This is a genomic window from Micromonospora sp. DT227 (genome assembly GCF_049841835.1).
Classification (GTDB): domain Bacteria; phylum Actinomycetota; class Actinomycetes; order Mycobacteriales; family Micromonosporaceae; genus Micromonospora.
The window spans coordinates 617,430-633,605 of the sequence record NZ_JBNCLA010000001.1; the positions used below are offsets into that span (position 1 = coordinate 617,430).

Genomic DNA, 16,176 nt, shown 5'->3' on the forward strand with positions numbered 1-16,176 from the left:
AGCCGTTCGGCCCATGTCGGACATCGGGGACTAGCCGGACCATGGGAGACGCGTCGGCCGGCGGGACCCCGGCCGATGTCTATACATGTGGAGGAGTGACCCCGATGGCATCGCGAACGCACGAACCCGAGCCGCTACTCACACCGGCCGAGGTGGCGTCGATGTTCCGTGTCGACCCGAAGACGGTGACCCGGTGGGCCAAGGCTGGCAAGCTCAGCGCCATCCGGACCCTGGGCGGCCACCGCCGTTACCGCGAGTCGGAGGTTCGGGCCCTGCTGCAGGGGCAGATCCCCCAGCAGCGTCAGGGGGACTGACGACCCGGACGATCTCTCAGGCGTTCCGATCAGGGGCGGTGGGACGTCGCGACAGCGACGATCCGCCGCCCTCAATCGTGTCCGGAGGTCGGCGCGTCCAGCACGATCCGCAGCCCCACCGTGCCGCCCTCGCCCCGCCGCAACCGGCTGCCCAGCAGGCTCAACCGGCCGATCAGCCGGTACTTGCGCTTGAGCAGCTCACGGACCCGGCGCGTGCTCTCCGGGTCGTCGATCGTCGCGTGCCCCGGCACCGCCTCGCCGTGCGGCCGGCCCCGCACGTCGCACGGCGCCACCGTGACCCGGCCGTCCCGCCGGATCCGTTTCACCTTGCCGGAGTCGGACACCGTCCACACCGCCAACGCGTCGCCGTCGCGCACGGCCCACACCGGCGTCGGCACCGCCCGGCCGTCCTTGCGGAACGTGGTGAGCAGGACGTACTTCTCCGCCGCCAGGCGGTCCAGGTCGGTCACGCCGCCCAGGATACGGCTGCGACGGCGGAACCGAGCCCGGATAGCGTGCACCCATGACCGGGGAGCCCACGATCGGCGACGTGTTCGGCGAGATGATCCGCGACGCGTACGCGGTGGCCACCGGCGTCGGCCCCCGGCCGATGGCCGGTGGACGGCTGCCACGGCCGGTCATCGAGATCATCGAACGGGACGACGGGCTGGTCAACGGCGCGCCCGCCGGGCACTACCTGGACCCGCCGCAGCAGTGGCAGCCGCACGACCACCGGGCGGTCGACCGGGTGCACGGGCACGTGCTCGACGTCGGCGTCGGCGCCGGCCGGATCGCGCTGCACCTCCAGGAGCGCGGCGTGCCGGTCACCGGGCTGGACACCTCGCTCGGCGCGTTGCGCGTCAGCCGCCACCGGGGCGTCCGCGAGCTGGTGCACGGCACCGTCGACGAGCACGTCGCGGACGGCCGGCGCTACGACACGTTCCTGCTGCTCGGCAACAACCTCGGCCTGTTCGAGGGGCGCGAGCGCGCACCCGCGCTGCTGGCCGCGCTCGCCGCGCTGGCCCGTCCCGGCGCGCGGGTGATCGCGCACGGCACCGACCCGTACGGCACCACCGATCCGGTGCACACCGGCTACCACGAGGCGAACCGGCGGCGCGGCCGGCTCGGCGGGCAGCTCCGGCTGCGGCTGCGCTACCGGCTGCTCGGCACCGAATGGTTCGACTACCTGGTGTGCTCGCCCGACGAGTTCGCCGAGCTGGTCCACGGCTCCCCGTGGCGACTGACCGACGTGGACGACACCGACCGTCCGTACTACCTCGCCACGCTGGCGCTGCGCCGTTGAGAAGGGGCCCCTGCTATCGCCTACGCGATAAGAAGGGGCCCCTCCTTGTATCTCAGACCTGGACGGTGGGCGTGGTCTCCTCGGGCGGGAGGCCGCCGTCGCCGTCGACCACCTCGTCCGGCGTGCCGTCCTCGTCGATGTCGACCATGGTGATGTCCACCTTGCCGTCGCCGTCGGTGTCGAACTGGAACAGGTCGGCCTTGCCGTCGCCGTCGGTGTCCACCACCCACACGTCGGTCTTGCCGTCGTTGTTGGTGTCCGCACGAAGCAGGTCCACCCGCTCGTCACCGCGCGTCTCGACCGTCTCGGTGCGCTCCGCGCTCTCCGGTGCCTGGCTCATCTCGTTCCTTCCTTCGGCGTTGACGCCGGTCTTTACCCCATCCGGCCGGCCCCCACGCATGCCCGGCGGGCTCGTCCTGCATAGGGTCGCATGCAGGGACGAGCGAGCGGCCGGCCCGGCGCGGCGGAGACCCCGCGCGCCACCGCCGCGGCGAGGGGACACGATGAGTGGTCGTTTTGTGGTCGTCGGGGCCGGCACCATGGGCCTCGGCATCGCGTACGTGGCGGCCGGCGCCGGGTACGCGGTCGAACTGGTCGAGGTGGACCCCGACCGGGGGGCCGACGCGGTCCGGCGGCTCGGCGAGCTGTGGGACCGTGCCGTGCAGCGGGGCAAGCTGACCGCCGAGGCGGCCACCGCCAACCGGGTCCGGGTGACCCTGCGGGCCGGGCTGGCCGAGGTGGCCGAGGGACCGGACGTGATCGTGGAGGCGGTCCCGGAGCGCCTCGACCTCAAGCGGGCCGTGCTCCGCCAGGCCGAGGGCCGCCGGCCGGCGCTGCTGGGCAGCAACACCTCCAGCATCCCGATCGCCGAGCTGGCCGACGGGCTGGACCGCCCGGCGGACTTCCTCGGGCTGCACTTCTTCAACCCGGTCTGGGCGATGGCGCTGCTGGAGGTCGTGGTCGGCGCGGCCACCGCCCCGGAGACCACCGAAGCGGCCGTCGCGCTTGCCGCCCGGCTCGGCAAGGACCCCGTCGTGGTACGCGACATGCCCGGCTTCGCCACCTCCCGGCTCGGCGTCACGCTCGGCCTGGAGGCGATCCGGATGGTGGCCGACGGGGTGGCCGCCCCGGCCGACATCGACAAGGCGATGGTGCTCGGCTACCGGCACCCGGTGGGCCCGCTGGAGCTGACCGACCTGGTCGGGCTGGACGTCCGACTCGACATCGCGCGGACGCTCCAGGCCGCGTACGGCGACCGCTTCGCACCGCCGCCGCTGCTGGCGGAGATGGTCGCCGCCGGCAAACTGGGCAAGAAGTCCGGGCAGGGCTTCTACACCTGGGAAGGCGGCGTCAAACAATGAGCGGGCTGCGGATCGAGGAACTGCCGGACCGGCTCGTGGTCACGCTGGACCGGCCGGAGAAACGCAACGCGATCGACGCCGACCTGGTCGGCGAGCTGCACGCGGTCTGCGCCGAGTTGGAGGCACGCCCCCGGCTGATGCTGCTCACCGGCGGGGCGGCGGGCATCTTCGCCGGCGGCGCCGACATCGGGCAGCTCCGCGAACGCGGCCGGCTGGACGCGCTGGCCGCCATCAACCAGGGCGTCTTCGCGCGCATCCGGGCGCTGCCGATGCCCACCGTGGCGGCCGTCGACGGCCCGGCGCTGGGCGGCGGCGCCGAGCTGGCGTACGCCTGCGATCTTCGGGTGTGCACGGGCCGGGCGGTCTTCGGCCAGCCCGAGGTGCGGCTGGGCATCCTGGCCGGCGCCGGCGCGACCTACCGGCTGCCGGCGTTGATCGGCGAGGCCCGGGCCAAGGAGCTGCTCTTCACCGGCCGTCGGGTGGACGCCGACGAGGCGCTGCGGATCGGCCTGGTGAACCGGGTGGTGGACGACCCGGCGGAGCTGCTGCCCACCGCGCACGGCCTGCTCGACGAGATGGCCAAGGGCTCGGCGTTGGCGCTGCGGCTGACCAAGCTGGCGGTGGACGCGCCGCCGGCCGCGCACCCGCAGCTCGACCTGCTGAGCCAGGCGGTGCTCTTCGAGGACGAGGAGAAGCACCGGCGGATGACCGAGTTCCTGGAGCGGCGCCGGGCGCGCTGAACCGCGAACGCCGAGGGCCGCACCGGAAGTCCCGGCGCGGCCCTCGATGCTCGTCGGGCTCAGTTCCGGATCTGCACCCCGGCGTCGGCCAGCGCGGTGATCGCGGTCGCCGACTCGCCGAATCCGATCACCAGCACGGCCTCCGGGCCGAAGCTCTTGATGTCCCCGGCGATGCCGGTGAAGTCGACGGGCGTCTTCGGGTCGTCCGGCGGCGTGTAGGTCAGCAGCTTGACCCGGTCCGCCCCGACCCCGGCCTTCTCCAGCTCGGCCCGGACGTTCTCCTGGAGGCCCTCGCCGTAGGAGTCCTTACGGGCCAGCAGCACGATCTTGCGGGGACCGTCCCGCAGCATCACGTCGGCCAGCGCGCGGCCCTGGAGGCTGTCCGGCGGGGCGGTGCGGAAGTAGAGCCCCTTGTCGTCCACGGTGCTCAAGCCCGCGTCCGTGTTCGACGGCGAGAAGAGGATCCGCCCGGCGGCCACCACGTCCGGCAGCACCGCCCGGGAGATGCCGGACGCGCCGGCGCCGATGATGACCGGGATGCCCTGGGCGACGTGCGTGGCCACGGTCGCCTTCGCCACCGCCGGGTTGGTGCCGTCGTCGCCCTCGACGAACTTCACCGGCTCGCCGAGCACCCCACCGCCGGCGTTGATCTCGTTGACCGCGAGCGTGACCGCGGCGGCCATCGGCGGGTACGCCAACGCCAGGTCACCGGTCTTCGGCAGCAGGCCGCCGAGCACCAGCGGCGCGTCCTTCGCCTTGCCGGCGCGGGGCTTACGGCCGCGCGGCGGGGACTTGGTGCTCGCCCCGGACTCCTCGCCGGCGCCGACGAACTCGGTCTTCGCGTCGTCGAGCTGCTGGTTGTCGAAGTGCAGCGTGCCGTAGCTCGCGGTGGCCGGCTCACCGTTGTCGGTGAAACCGGCCCGGGTCAGCGACACCCCCCGGTACTCCAGGTCCTGGCCGGCACGGGCGAGCTGGAGGCAGACGGCCACCTCGTCGCAGCGCTGGCCGCCGGTGGTCACGCCGACGATCTGCTTGGCGATCTCGGCCGGCGCGGTGGTGCCGGCGAGCTGGGCCGCCAGCGCGCTGATCACCACGGCGTCGTACGACTCGGCGGAGTAGAGGTAGTCCGTCAGCTTCGGATTGACGTTACGTAGCCGCTCCTTGAAGCTCTCCGGCAGCGGCGTGAGCGGGGTGGTGCCCTTCATGCCGTTGAGGAGATTCGCCCGGTCCTTGAGTTCCGCGGCGAAGGAGTTCTGCATGTTGCCGTCGGTGCCGTAGAGGCGGACCTGGGTGGTGCCCGCGTCCTTCGGCTCGTCACTCCCGCAGGCGCTGGTAGCGAGCAGGAGCGCCGCGCAGGCCATGGACAGGGCCGCGCGCGACGTGCGATTTCCAAGCATGGTCGTCCTTCCTCCGGCGAAGGTCCGCTGCGCACATTAGCGTGCCGGCGCGGCACGCGGGACTGTGGACCGGGCTCCGTCGGCACCCCGACTGCGGGTATCACTCTCGGTGATCGACATGCTGGTTCCGGGTCACCGCTTGACCCCCGACGTTACTGTTCCGCAGGTGACCGATGACGCACAGCAGACGCTGGACGACGCCACCGCCGTGCTCCGTTCGGCGTTGGCCGGCGACGGCGCCGGCGTGGTCGGCGCCTTCGACGCGGTGGTGGACCGCTCCGGGCTGGCCGGTGCGTACGGGGTGGCCTGGTGCCTGGCCGCCACCATGCTCGGCGACGACGCCCCGGCGGGCGCCGCCGCGCTCGACTTCCCCGACATCGACCAGGCCGACTACGACACCCGCTGGGTGGCCCGGTTCGTCAGCGCGTACGCCAACGACGACGCCGACACCGGCGAGGCGCTGTTCGGTGCGGCAGCCGCCGACGGGTTGCTGCCCGACTGCCTGCTCACGCTCGCCGGCTCGACCATCGCCACGCTGCGCAGCCGGGCGGACTGACCAGCCGTCGCCTCGTTGTGGTAACCCTGACTGATGTCCGAGGCGATGCTCAGCAAGGTGCGCAAGCTGCTCGCCCAGGCCGAGGACCCGGCCTGCACGCCCGCCGAGGCGGCCACGTTCATGGCCAAGGCCACCGAGCTGATCGCCCGGTACGGCGTCGACCGGGCGCTGCTCGCCGCCCGGGACCCGGCCGTCGACCCGGTCGGTGACCGGACGGTCGAGGTGGTCGCCCCGTACGCCCGGGACAAGGCCGGCCTGCTCGCCGCCGTCGCCGACCCGCTGCGCTGCCGCTGCGTCCGCCGCCGCCACGGCAACGGCTTCGCCATGCACCTGTTCGGCTTCGCCAGCGACCTGGAGCGGGTCGAGCTGCTCTTCACCTCGCTGCTGGTCCAGGCGGCGCACGGGCTGGCCGGGGCCGCCGTGCCGGTCGGGGAACACCCGGCCGCGTTCCGGCGCACCTGGCTGGCCGGCTTCGCCCAGGTGATCGCCGAGCGGCTCCGCGCGGCCGAGGCCGGCGCCGCCGCCGAGGCCGGCGTGCCGTCGGTGGCGCTGGTGCTCGCCGACCGCTCCGACCGCGTCCAGCGCCGGCTCGCCGAGACGTACCCGCGACTGCGTACCGCCCCGCGCCGCCGGCTCGCCGGGGGTGGCTTCGGCTCGGGCGCCGCCGCGGGCCGCCGGGCCGACCTGGGCGACACCGGACTGACCGGCAGCGGCGCGAGCCGGGGCATCGCCGGCTGAGCCGCGGTCGCGTGGCGGTCGGTCAGTCGGTGGTCCGGGTGACCGTCGCCAGGTAGCGGCAGAGCAGCTCGTGCCAGCCGGCGGTGAGCGCCTCGCGGTAGCCCTCGGCGGCCGAGCCGTGCCGGTCGAAGTAACGGTGCTCGACGTCCACCCGGGTCGAGTCGGGGCCCTCCGGGTGGAAGAGCACCTCCACCTCGCTGGCCCGGGCCGGGTCCGGCACCGGCACCCGGTCCGGCCCGATCTGCCAGGTGAAGACCAGCCGGCGGGGCGGATCCCAGGTCAGCACGCGGCCCCAGTCGTTGCGGAAGCCGTACGGGCCGATCTCGTAGAGCATGCCGCCGGCCCTCGGCTCGACCCCGAGCCCGGCCAGCGCCTCCGGCCCGGACCAGGTGTATTCGCGCACCCACCAGTCGGCCAGCGCGCCGGTGAAGACGGCGTACGCCCGCTCGCCGGATGCCGGGACGAGGATGCTGCTGCGGAGGTAGAAGCGGTCGGATTCCTGCCGGACCTCATCCGGATCGGCCATCTCCTGTCCCATAAGCCCGGACCATACCGGCTGATGTCTCGCTGTGCAGCTTTGCTTTCGGCTGCTTCCGGACAGCGGGAACGCCGGTTCCCGACCGTGAACCGCCCGGCGGATGTCGTATCCGAAAGCGGGTAACCGCCGCTGGCCCGGAGCGACCGATGGGGGAGCGGAGCATGAGCGACAGCGGAGCCACCGAACGGGCCCGGGAGCCGACCGCCTCCCGGGCTGCGGCCGAACCGGAGCCGGACGTCCTGCTCGACGTGCCGGAGTTGTCGGTCGACGAGATCCGGCTCACGGTCGACGGGCTCGACGCGGACCTCTCGCTGCGTGCCCGGCTGGCCAACCTGCTCCAACTCGACGCGGGCGTGCGGGTGCACCTGGAAGGCGTCGAGTTGGACATCACCGGGGTCCGGGCCGAGGCCCTGCTCAAGGTACGGCTGGAGAAGCTGGTGCAGATCCTGGACCGGGCGCTGACCACGATCGACCGCAACCCGCAGCTGATCGACGCGCTGGCCCGTTCCGTCGGGGTGACGGTCGACGACGTGCACCGGGCGGCCGGTCAGGTCGTGGACCGGACCGGTCAGCAGGTGACCGACGTCGGTGAGGTGGTTGACCGGGCCGGCCGGCCGGTGGCCGGTCGGGTCGAGCCACCCGTCACCGCCGGGATGCAGACGCGCGAACCGTCCGGAGAAGCGTCGTCCGGGAAGGAGGCCCTGGCCGAGAGGACCGGCGGTCCCGGGCTGGGCGGCGGCCCGGGTCCGGGCGGTGATGCCGCGCGTGCTGCTGCCGGGTCGGGCGGCGACGCTGGATCTGCCGGCGACGCCGGATCCGGTCGGGGCGCCGAGTCCGCCGGGGACGCCACGCCAGGTGGTGGGGCCGGGGTCGGGGGCGCCGGAACAGCTCTGTCCTCCGGGGCCGGGGCGGCGCAGGTTGCCGGGCAGGCCGGGGAGACGCTGCGGCAGGCCGGCCGGAGCGTCTGGGAGGCGATTCAGAGCGGCATGAGCCAGCGCCGTCAGCAGCGGCCGGGACGGTGACCGGAACGGATGGTCAGGTGCTGTTCGGGGTGCGACTGCGGTAGGCCTCGCTCTGCCCGAGGTGCCGCTCCACGTCGGTGCGGGACTGTTCGACGCGGGCGGCGCGCAGCGCGGTCGGGTCTTCCGACGCCGCGCTCCGGCCCCGGTCGCGTCGACCGACAAAGATCGCCACCGCGAGCGCCAGCAGCACCGCCACCAGGAGGGACACCACCACAGTCGTCATGACCCGACGGTAGGGCAATGACTCCAGTCGTCGGAGTAGACGGCGCCGAGCACCTGCCGCGCCTTATCCGACACGGTGGCGAGTCCCTCGACCGACCCGGTCTGGTCGAATAGCGCGGTGACACCGCACCGTATTCTCGCCGTCGCCCTGTTCGTGCTGGCCTTCCTGGCCCTGGCCGCGACGCGTGCCTTCCCGTTCGTCGCTGATCTCTCCGGCGTGGTGAAGTCCGCCGTCGCCGTCGTCGGCGCCGCGTGTCTGCTGGTAGGCGTCGCACTCTGGACGCGCAGGCCGCCGGAGCAGCGGTAGCTGGAGACCTGCCGTCAGGGCCTGTGTCACAAGGGCGGTCGCGTCGAGGCGGGCGCGACGTGGCACCTACAGCAAGATCCCCACCGGCGTTTCCGCTGGTGGGGATCTTTGTAGCCCGGCGAAAGGCTATGTGGCCAGGGGCGGGGTCGAACCGCCGACCTTCCGATTTTCAGTCTGCGCTTGCCAACGTCATGACGAGCATCTAAACCAATTTGTCACTTTATCGCCTGTATCAAAGTTTACGGAGTGTGACGTTAAACCGCATCTACTTCCCCCTCATGCGCCCATGGGCTCATGAGGGGGAAGTAGATGCAGAGGCGCACAAGCGAAGATCGAACCCGGACCGGGCGGCACCGGGTGTCGCGGCCCTCGCGATCCTCGCCGCCGTGACGCCAATCGCGGGCTCCGCATAGGTCTCCCAAGCTCGTTGGCCCGGTAGGGCGCTCCACGCTGGCTCGTCCGCGAAGGCTGAACAATCTGGCGACCGTCCGAGGAGTTTCGGCAGGCGATGATGACCACTATGGTTTAAGGACCTCGAGCAGGGCTGGGAAGGGTAAGGATGCTTGAACTTACGCTCACCGAGAACGCCTATAACTTCCTCAACGAATCGATGCGCAACGCGCGACGTGCCGAGGAGGAGGATGACATCCATTGGACCTTCGCGATCGTGAACGCAGCCCAAGCTATTGAGCTGCTACTCAAAGAGCGGCTGCGTCGAGAGCATCACGTGTTGGTCTTTTCGAACATCGACAAGTCCGGAACAAACACTGTAAGTCTGGACGGCGCTCTTACGCGGCTCCAGCGCTGCGGCGTGGTGCTCGATCCCGAAGACATAACCCGCCTACAGGCAGCCAAGAAGCTTCGGAACGAGGTCGTGCACTACTAGGTTTCGGTCGCCCCGGACCAGATTCAAGACGCCTTCATCGACCTCTTCGAGATTGCTCACTCTTTTCACTTCAAGGAGCTTGGCGAAGAGCTCCACCCGCACCTTGACTCTGACCTGTGGGAACTTGAGGCCGAGCTTATGGAAAAATTTCGGTCGCAGGTCGTCATGTACGAAGGCGATGCGAAACTCAACGCGCTTCCATTGCTAATCATACGTGCACAGGGGATGCGGTATTACAAAGGCCGGAAGGGGATAGTTGAGCGGATCCCCTACGGCAGTGAGTCCTGGTTTGACTCTTCCTATCCAGAAAATTGTCCAGAGTGTTCGGTGCTATTCAATCAACTGCACCTGCCGTGTTGTCACCACGAGCAGTGCCCGCACTGTGATGGCGGTACGGCTACCTGCGGCTGCGAGCTGGACGAGCGCCCTGAGCCTTACCCGAACATCTATGACGGCATGGGAATTTCCTTTACCCGACAGCGCAAACCCATCGTGACAAGGCTCCAGGAGCAGACTACTTAGGGTCATTACCGGATTCGTTTCACCGTGCCCCGCTGCTTAGCAGTTAACCAGAAATCCTGGCCGGTTCACCGCTCAGCAGAGCCACCTTCGATTTCTAGCGGGCCACCCTCAGTCGTAGAGGGAGGCAGGGGCTGAACAAAAAACTCTCGCTCCCCAATCGCGCCGTACGGTGCGCCGATTCCGATCAGCCGATAAGTTTTGGTCACTTCGTCACTAAAGTTCGACAGCTGTAGCTGAACAAGGATATCCGCGGAGTAGAGATGGTCGAACCCGGTCGGGAGGCCGGAAATCTGGTCTCTAGCTTCTGGCTCCATGTAGCCCGAATACTTGGCTGAGTTGACGGGGTCATAGAGTTCGAAGCTTCCGGTCCGGAGATTGACTCCGACCAGGTTCACCCGCTCCAGGTGTTCGGCCATTACGTCCTGACCAACCTCTCGGAGCAAATTCAAGCTGGCGCGCACCTGATTTGGCTGCAATCCCGCTTGATACGTGTCGCCAAAACCAGTTGCGATGTAGGCAGAGATACCACTTCCTTCATCCACCAGCGATTCCAGGAGCGCTCGGTACTTGGCACGGACCCGAACACCGTAACGGCCGACTAGGTCTCTAAGGCGGTCCGGCTCACTACCCTGCTGTAATAGCTCCACCAGTCGCCGGCATGAGTTGGTCAAAACGCTTGACTCAATCAAGCGGTTGTCCTGGCCGCCGGAACTCGCCAGGATAACGAACGACGCGGCTTGGCTGCCACGGAAAACCATCTCGGTTTCCCTTAACACCTCATTAGGGATGATGCCGCGCGGAGTAGGTCTTCCTGCCTCTTCCTGACCCAGTGCGTCAACCGTGTCCTGAAGGCTTCCGACTATTCTTGAAAGGGACCGTAGGGGAATCTCAGTCCGAAGCATCCCGGCAGGCTCAACCTCTAGCGCAAGTAGCGTCCGGCGTTCACGCCCTGACTTCTCAGCGAGGCTTTCAGGCTGGAAAGCGCGCTGGGTTTCGGTAGGAAGATCAAGCAGTGCTCGTTCAGTCGGGAGTAATTCGTCAGGCAGGTCCGCGCCGCGGACATGCTCCAACCTGCTGCCGCCCTGACTGTAGTCCGCAACAACGTCGAAGACTAGGCCGTCCTCCGGCTCGCTGAATGCCCGCTTCAGATTGATGCCGCCGCTGCGAATAAGTCGGAAGCGTTCGTCAGATACCGGCAAATAGAGATAGCGTTCCCAGTCATCGCCCTCATCGACCATCAGAGCAAGGTAACGCCTCCCGCTTCGCGACGAGACCGCAAAGAATTTCGGCCCATCGTGTTCGAAGTACACCTCATCGATTCGCAAGAGGCCGAGGAATGTGTCCTGCGGTGGAACCAGATTCATGACGCACCCGCTACAACAACCGCATCCGGGACCTGTGCAGGATGCGTGGGCCACCACGAGTGGTGCGATTTGCCCATGCCGGCTGAAGGAGTGTGGCAAATGAGGCCATCTTCGGCCGTAAGAGTCACGCGAGCGATTGCGCAGCGTCGTGCCCAGGGCACGGCCTCTCTCGCTGCGTGGAGATCCCTGATATCGGCCATGATCGAGTGCGCATGACACTGGCATACATCCGACTTGCCGACGCAAACACCACGAGGCTTCCTGTACGGAAGGACCCAGTCGTCTGCCCCTGGCACACCACCCATGGGGAGATTCTTGCTCACCAACCGGTAAAAGTCGCCCGTTGGCGGTTTCGCGTCGGGCGGTGGGCAGTTCTCTGGTAGCAGGGGGAGATCCACCATGGACTGAGGGTAGCGAGTGCTCTCCATGATCACTGCACCCGCCTGTGTCCAAGATCCGACAAGTCGGCCGGGTCAAGGTCGTTGGGCCGAAGGAGCCGGTGCGCCTCGCCCAGCAGCGAAGTGGCCGGCGCCGCGCCAACTCGGCCGACAACCACCCTCACCGGCTGCCCGGCTGCATCGGGACACGTGTTGAGTCTGCTGCCCGTGGAGCCGTCACCCGACGGCATAGTGTCCCAACTGCCTCGCCCAGCCTCTCCGAGGGAGCCAGCAGACTGACTGGTCTGGCGTGCTTCGGCGATTGAAGGAGAATGTGGAAACGTTCTACCCGGCTCATTGGTCATGCTGCCGAGGCAGCCTGAAACTTTCGCCGACACGGTGACGCTCGACTTCTATAGGCTGAGCGCCCAGCCTCCACGCCTGCTGAGCAACTAATATCCACGGCCATGCGTCGATTCGCCGCGCTCGGGGCGGTACTGCTGGCCTCCGCTGGGTCTTGGTGGCTCTGGAACCGGTTCGGGTGGCCGCGCGGCGAGGACGCAGGCCAACAGGGACTGCGCAACGACACCGCGATCTTCTTCGCCACGCTGCTGAGCGCGGTGGGCCTCGCGGGTCTCGCCGGACTCCTTGCCCGTTCGCGCCGAAGCCTCGTCAGTGCGGGGGACGGGGCACCATGGATGGTGGAGACCGCCGAGCAACCTTTCGTGCCCCGCCCCGATCTGGTGTCGGCCGTGGTCAGAAGCCTTCCGGGAACCGTAGCGCTGGTCGGCGCGGGTGGGTTCGGCAAGACCACCCTCGCACAGGCGATCTGCCGCCTGCCGGAAATCCGCGAGAGGTTCCGTGGCGGCGTGCTGTGGGTGACGGTTGGCGAGAACCCTTCGGCCGCCGATCTCACCGGCCACCTGGAGTTCCTGGCACAGGTGATCTCCGGTGAGCGGCAGGAGTTCAGCGACCCGGGTCGGGCTTCCTTCCGGTTAGGCCAGCTCCTCGATGCCCGACCGTCGGTACTGCTGGTGATTGACGACGTCTGGACTGCCGAGCATCTCGCCCCGTTCCTTCAGGGTGGCCGGAAGTGCTCCCGGCTGGTGACCACCCGTGTGCCCCGGTTACTGCCGACCGGCACTCAGCAGATTGAGGTCGGTGAGATGTCGACGGTTCAGGCGGAGCGGTTGCTCGGGCACTGGATCGGCTCAGGCGACGCAGCAGTGGGCCCGCTGATCCAGAGCGCCGCCCGATGGCCCTTGTTGCTGTCACTGATCGGCGCCGCGGTCGCAGACGTGGTCGGGCAGGGAACAGCCGTCCGTGACGCGGTTAAAGCCCACTGCAGTCTCCTGCAGGAGTTCGGGCCTACCGGCTTGGACGAGATGTCGCGGGACGCGTTCCGGGGCCGGCTCGTCGCCGGAACGATGGAGGCCAGTCTGGGGCGCCTCGATCTGGAGCACCGGCAGCGGTGCCGCGAGCTGAGTATCTTTCGCGAGGACGACCGCGTCCCCCTCGCCGTCATTCGTATGCTGTGGGCCGGATCGGCTGGGCTGAGCGCCGCCGCGAGCGGTGCCATTCTTAGCCGGCTTGCAGCGCTCTCGCTGCTGTCCATACATGAAGGTACCTATGTACGCCTCCACGACGTCGTCCGGTCGTACCTGCGCCAGCAGTTGACGGACGATGCCGAGCCCGCGCTACACGCCGGCCTGCTGGAACAGGCCCGCGTCGGCGAGGAGGCTGACGAGGGCTGGTGGCAGCTTCCGGACGACCACGACTATCTGCGCCGCAATTTGACCTATCACCTCGCGGCGGCCGGCGCCGTCGACGAGCTGAGCGCGCTGGTGCAGGATCTGCGGTGGGTCCGATTTCGGGTACGCCTGGACGGGCCGGTCGCGGCGGAGAGCGACCTGCGGACCATCCCGGCACCGGCGACCGAGTCGATCGCCCGTGCCCTCGCCGCGCGGGCGCATCTGGCCATACCGCTGTCGAACTGTGCAGACACCACCTCGCCCCTGCTGAACGTCCTGGAGCCCGGCACGGACACGGCGTCCCTAATCCGGGATCGGGAGGCCGGTTGTCTGATGCCCCTCTGGCCATCGCCGGCTGATGGATCGTCCTCCACGAGAACTCTTGTCGGTCACACCGCGATCATTTCCGCGCTCGTCATGGCCGCCGACGGCAAATGGTTCGCCTCCGCTGACCACGACTCCATGGTCCGGGTCTGGGACACCGAGACCGGCGCGCCACGGCTGGCGCTGACCGGCGATACCCACTACCTCCAGGACGTCGCGATATCCCCGGACGGCGACTGGATCGCGAGCGGCGGATACGACCGGAACCTACGCGTCTGGGACGCGACCCTGGGCACCGTCCGGCAAGTTCTGCGCGGGCACAAGGAGACGATTTCGGCGATTCATGCACTTCCGGATGGCCGTGTGCTCACGGGGAGCGATGACGGCACGGTACGTGCCTGGCATCCGCCCTCCGGATCGAGTGCGGGCATCTACCGTGAATACGGGCGACTCGATCAGATTCTGCGGAGGCTGGCCCGGCTCAGAGGGAAGAGGTTGCCGTCGAGGGCGGTCAACGCGTTGGCGGTGGCACCGGGCGGCGGCTGGATCGCTGTCGGCAGCTGGTATTCCCACATCCATATCGTCGACCTCCGTGACCATCGGGTCAGGGGCACGTTCACTGACCATTCGCGGCTCAAGCGCCACGGACCCTGGGGGGAAAGTTGGGCCGGCCCGGTCGAGGCTGTCGCGATCTCGCCGTGCGGGGGTTGGGCGGCGAGCTGCACCGGCAACGTCGGCGTCATCCTGATCTGGGACACGGTGACGTTACGAACGACGCGTCGGATCTACCACGGAGAGCAGGGAATTAATTGCGTCGCGATCTCCCCGGACGGCAGCCTGATCATCACCGGAGGCCGGGACAACATTGCCAAGATTTGGGACGCGGCGACAGGCGCCCTGCGGCACACACTTGACGGGCACACCAGCGGTGTCACCTGCGCCGCCTTTCTTCCGGACGGACAGCGTGTAGTGACCGGAAGCGCCGACCGGACACTCCGCATTTGGAATCTGACCGCAACCGGGACGGCCCGGGACGACAGCGGCGACGGCGGGTACGCGCTCGGCGTGCATCCTCGCGGCGACTGGGTGGCGGCCGGCGACGTCATCCGGCTGCGCGATGTCACGACCGGTGCCGTCCTGCGGCAGCTGAACGGCGCCGGTGGTGAGCTGCGCCCGGTCGCGGTGTGGGGCCAGGGCCAGCGACTAGGCGCCGTGGGTCCGGGCTGCGTCGCCGACGTCTGGAACACGGACACCGGTCGCCACCTCGGCACCCTCCGACCGGAGATCGAGTCGCTGGCCGCCACCGACCAAGTGATCATCACCGGTGGCTTCGACGGCTACCTACGGCTGTGGGATCCGCAGCGGCTCACGGAAACCCGCGCTTGGCAGGGGCACCAGGACCGGATCGGCTCCCTAGCCCTCGCGCCCGATGGCAGCTGGTTCGCCAGTTCTGGCCATGATTCCCAGGTTCGAGTCTGGGATACCGGTACTGGAGCCCCGCTGGCCACCTACACCGGCCATACCAAATGGGTGGGCGCGCTGGTCGTCGCCTCCGCCGCTCGTTGGCTCGCCAGCTCGGACGACGAAGGCGTGATCCGGCTGTGGCGAATGCCCTCGGGAGGGGCCTGGCACGTGCTACGGGGGCACACCAGCATGGTCCGTACCCTCGCAATCACCCAGGACGACGGGCTCATCGTGTCGGGGAGCTGGGACCACACTGCCCGCGTCTGGGACGTCGCGACAGGCGCCACGGTGCATGTGCTCACCGGCCATACCGAACCGATCGAGGTGGTCGCGATCTCGCCAGACGGGTCCTTGGTCGCGACCGGCGGCTGGGACCACACCGTACGAGTCTGGGAGCTGCGCACCGGCCGTTGCGTAGCGGGTGTCACGGTCAACGAACGGGTGACTGGGTGCGCCTGGGTCCCCGAGAGATCCGCGCTCGCCGCGACCACGCCCTCCGCCACCTACTTGTGGTCGTACCTGCCCCCGCTGGAGTGATCGCAAGCCGACATCCCGGTCAAGGCCGACTGGGAGCATGCGCCGACGCGTGTCCCGCGCCGGCAAGAATCCTCGCCTAGCAGCCCCAGACGAGAGATCAGGGGTATCAGAGACAACGCGGGCAGCCGGCCTTCGTGAGGAGCCAGAGAGCAGGGGCCCAATTACTCAAAGTCATCTACCTGGAATCTTAGTGACGTCATGCGCCCACGGGCGCAGCGTGGGCGCACGAGCATGGGAACCCTTATCGATGAAATAGCTCGCCAATGCAAAGGGCGGCGACCGCGTTTCCGCTGGTCACCGCCCTGCTAGCCCGGCGAAAGGCTATGTGGCCAGGGGCGGGGTCGAACCGCCGACCTTCCGATTTTCAGTCGGACGCTCGTACCAACTGAGCTACCTGGCCGTGGTGCTCGGCACATGCTACCGCACAGCCGATACGCAGAACGCCGCGCATGA

16 protein-coding genes and 1 tRNA gene are annotated in these 16,176 nt (G+C 68.8%); 10 read left to right on the forward strand and 7 right to left on the reverse strand.

Annotated features, from left to right (window positions below):
- Positions 1 to 104 precede the first annotated feature (104 nt).
- Positions 105 to 314 carry a BldC family transcriptional regulator gene (locus tag ACLQ2W_RS03060; RefSeq protein WP_007073996.1) on the forward strand — a complete coding sequence of 70 codons (210 nt, stop codon included), beginning with the start codon at positions 105 to 107 and terminating at the stop codon, positions 312 to 314.
- Between the two features lie 71 nt (positions 315 to 385).
- Here the strand turns inward: ACLQ2W_RS03060 and ACLQ2W_RS03065 are convergent, their stop codons facing one another.
- Positions 386 to 784: a PPOX class F420-dependent oxidoreductase gene (locus ACLQ2W_RS03065; RefSeq protein ID WP_425785131.1), complete on the reverse strand. Its 399-nt coding sequence runs from the start codon at positions 782 to 784 to the stop codon at positions 386 to 388.
- 53 nt (positions 785 to 837) lie between these two features.
- On the opposite strand from ACLQ2W_RS03065, the gene ACLQ2W_RS03070 reads away from it, so the two are divergent.
- Complete coding sequence (locus ACLQ2W_RS03070) at positions 838 to 1,617, forward strand: class I SAM-dependent methyltransferase (protein WP_405091923.1); 780 nt, start codon at positions 838 to 840, stop codon at positions 1,615 to 1,617.
- A 52-nt stretch (positions 1,618 to 1,669) separates the two neighbouring features.
- Here ACLQ2W_RS03070 and ACLQ2W_RS03075 read toward each other — a convergent pair whose 3' ends face one another.
- Positions 1,670 to 1,957, reverse strand: a complete 288-nt coding sequence (locus tag ACLQ2W_RS03075) for a hypothetical protein (RefSeq protein WP_107157979.1) — start codon at positions 1,955 to 1,957, stop codon at positions 1,670 to 1,672.
- A gap of 163 nt (positions 1,958 to 2,120) precedes the next feature.
- On the opposite strand from ACLQ2W_RS03075, the gene ACLQ2W_RS03080 reads away from it, so the two are divergent.
- Both ACLQ2W_RS03080 and ACLQ2W_RS03085 read left to right on the forward strand, forming a co-directional pair.
- Positions 2,121 to 2,978 (forward strand): 3-hydroxyacyl-CoA dehydrogenase family protein, encoded by an 858-nt coding sequence (locus tag ACLQ2W_RS03080; RefSeq protein WP_425785132.1) that lies wholly within the window; start codon positions 2,121 to 2,123, stop codon positions 2,976 to 2,978.
- Positions 2,975 to 3,718 (forward strand): enoyl-CoA hydratase/isomerase family protein, encoded by a 744-nt coding sequence (locus ACLQ2W_RS03085; protein WP_425785133.1) that lies wholly within the window; start codon positions 2,975 to 2,977, stop codon positions 3,716 to 3,718. Before ACLQ2W_RS03080 ends, ACLQ2W_RS03085 begins: the two co-directional genes overlap by 4 nt.
- 59 nt (positions 3,719 to 3,777) lie before the next feature.
- On the opposite strand, the gene ACLQ2W_RS03090 is transcribed toward ACLQ2W_RS03085, so the two are convergent.
- A complete protein-coding gene (locus tag ACLQ2W_RS03090) occupies positions 3,778 to 5,115 on the reverse strand; it encodes an ABC transporter substrate-binding protein (RefSeq protein ID WP_405091926.1) in 1,338 nt (445 codons plus the stop codon).
- 166 nt (positions 5,116 to 5,281) lie between these two features.
- Between ACLQ2W_RS03090 and ACLQ2W_RS03095 the strand changes: the two genes are divergently transcribed.
- Both ACLQ2W_RS03095 and ACLQ2W_RS03100 read left to right on the forward strand, forming a co-directional pair.
- On the forward strand, positions 5,282 to 5,671 hold the full coding sequence (locus tag ACLQ2W_RS03095; RefSeq protein WP_425785134.1) for a hypothetical protein: 390 nt from the start codon (positions 5,282 to 5,284) through the stop codon (positions 5,669 to 5,671).
- Positions 5,672 to 5,704: 33 nt separating this feature from the next.
- Complete coding sequence (locus tag ACLQ2W_RS03100; protein WP_405091928.1) at positions 5,705 to 6,409, forward strand: DUF2786 domain-containing protein; 705 nt, start codon at positions 5,705 to 5,707, stop codon at positions 6,407 to 6,409.
- 22 nt (positions 6,410 to 6,431) lie between these two features.
- Here the strand turns inward: ACLQ2W_RS03100 and ACLQ2W_RS03105 are convergent, their stop codons facing one another.
- Positions 6,432 to 6,947: an SRPBCC family protein gene (locus tag ACLQ2W_RS03105; protein ID WP_281933532.1), complete on the reverse strand. Its 516-nt coding sequence runs from the start codon at positions 6,945 to 6,947 to the stop codon at positions 6,432 to 6,434.
- 161 nt (positions 6,948 to 7,108) lie between these two features.
- Between ACLQ2W_RS03105 and ACLQ2W_RS03110 the strand changes: the two genes are divergently transcribed.
- Positions 7,109 to 7,969 (forward strand): hypothetical protein, encoded by an 861-nt coding sequence (locus ACLQ2W_RS03110; protein ID WP_425785135.1) that lies wholly within the window; start codon positions 7,109 to 7,111, stop codon positions 7,967 to 7,969.
- A 13-nt stretch (positions 7,970 to 7,982) separates the two neighbouring features.
- Here ACLQ2W_RS03110 and ACLQ2W_RS03115 read toward each other — a convergent pair whose 3' ends face one another.
- Positions 7,983 to 8,192 (reverse strand): hypothetical protein, encoded by a 210-nt coding sequence (locus ACLQ2W_RS03115; RefSeq protein ID WP_425785136.1) that lies wholly within the window; start codon positions 8,190 to 8,192, stop codon positions 7,983 to 7,985.
- A 117-nt stretch (positions 8,193 to 8,309) separates the two neighbouring features.
- Between ACLQ2W_RS03115 and ACLQ2W_RS03120 the strand changes: the two genes are divergently transcribed.
- Both ACLQ2W_RS03120 and ACLQ2W_RS03125 read left to right on the forward strand, forming a co-directional pair.
- The gene (locus tag ACLQ2W_RS03120; RefSeq protein ID WP_425785137.1) at positions 8,310 to 8,498 is read left to right on the forward strand and encodes a hypothetical protein; all 189 of its coding nucleotides are present in this window, start codon (positions 8,310 to 8,312) and stop codon (positions 8,496 to 8,498) included.
- A gap of 559 nt (positions 8,499 to 9,057) precedes the next feature.
- Positions 9,058 to 9,384, forward strand: coding sequence for a hypothetical protein (locus ACLQ2W_RS03125; protein ID WP_425785138.1), 327 nt, complete (start codon positions 9,058 to 9,060; stop codon positions 9,382 to 9,384).
- A gap of 587 nt (positions 9,385 to 9,971) precedes the next feature.
- Here the strand turns inward: ACLQ2W_RS03125 and ACLQ2W_RS03130 are convergent.
- Complete coding sequence (locus tag ACLQ2W_RS03130; RefSeq protein WP_425785139.1) at positions 9,972 to 11,270, reverse strand: DUF6575 domain-containing protein; 1,299 nt, start codon at positions 11,268 to 11,270, stop codon at positions 9,972 to 9,974.
- An 844-nt stretch (positions 11,271 to 12,114) separates the two neighbouring features.
- On the opposite strand from ACLQ2W_RS03130, the gene ACLQ2W_RS03135 reads away from it, so the two are divergent.
- Positions 12,115 to 15,723, forward strand: a complete 3,609-nt coding sequence (locus tag ACLQ2W_RS03135; RefSeq protein WP_425785140.1) for an NB-ARC domain-containing protein — start codon at positions 12,115 to 12,117, stop codon at positions 15,721 to 15,723.
- 326 nt (positions 15,724 to 16,049) lie between these two features.
- Here the strand turns inward: ACLQ2W_RS03135 and ACLQ2W_RS03140 are convergent.
- A tRNA-Phe gene (locus tag ACLQ2W_RS03140) sits at positions 16,050 to 16,123 on the reverse strand.
- Positions 16,124 to 16,176: the final 53 nt, after the last annotated feature.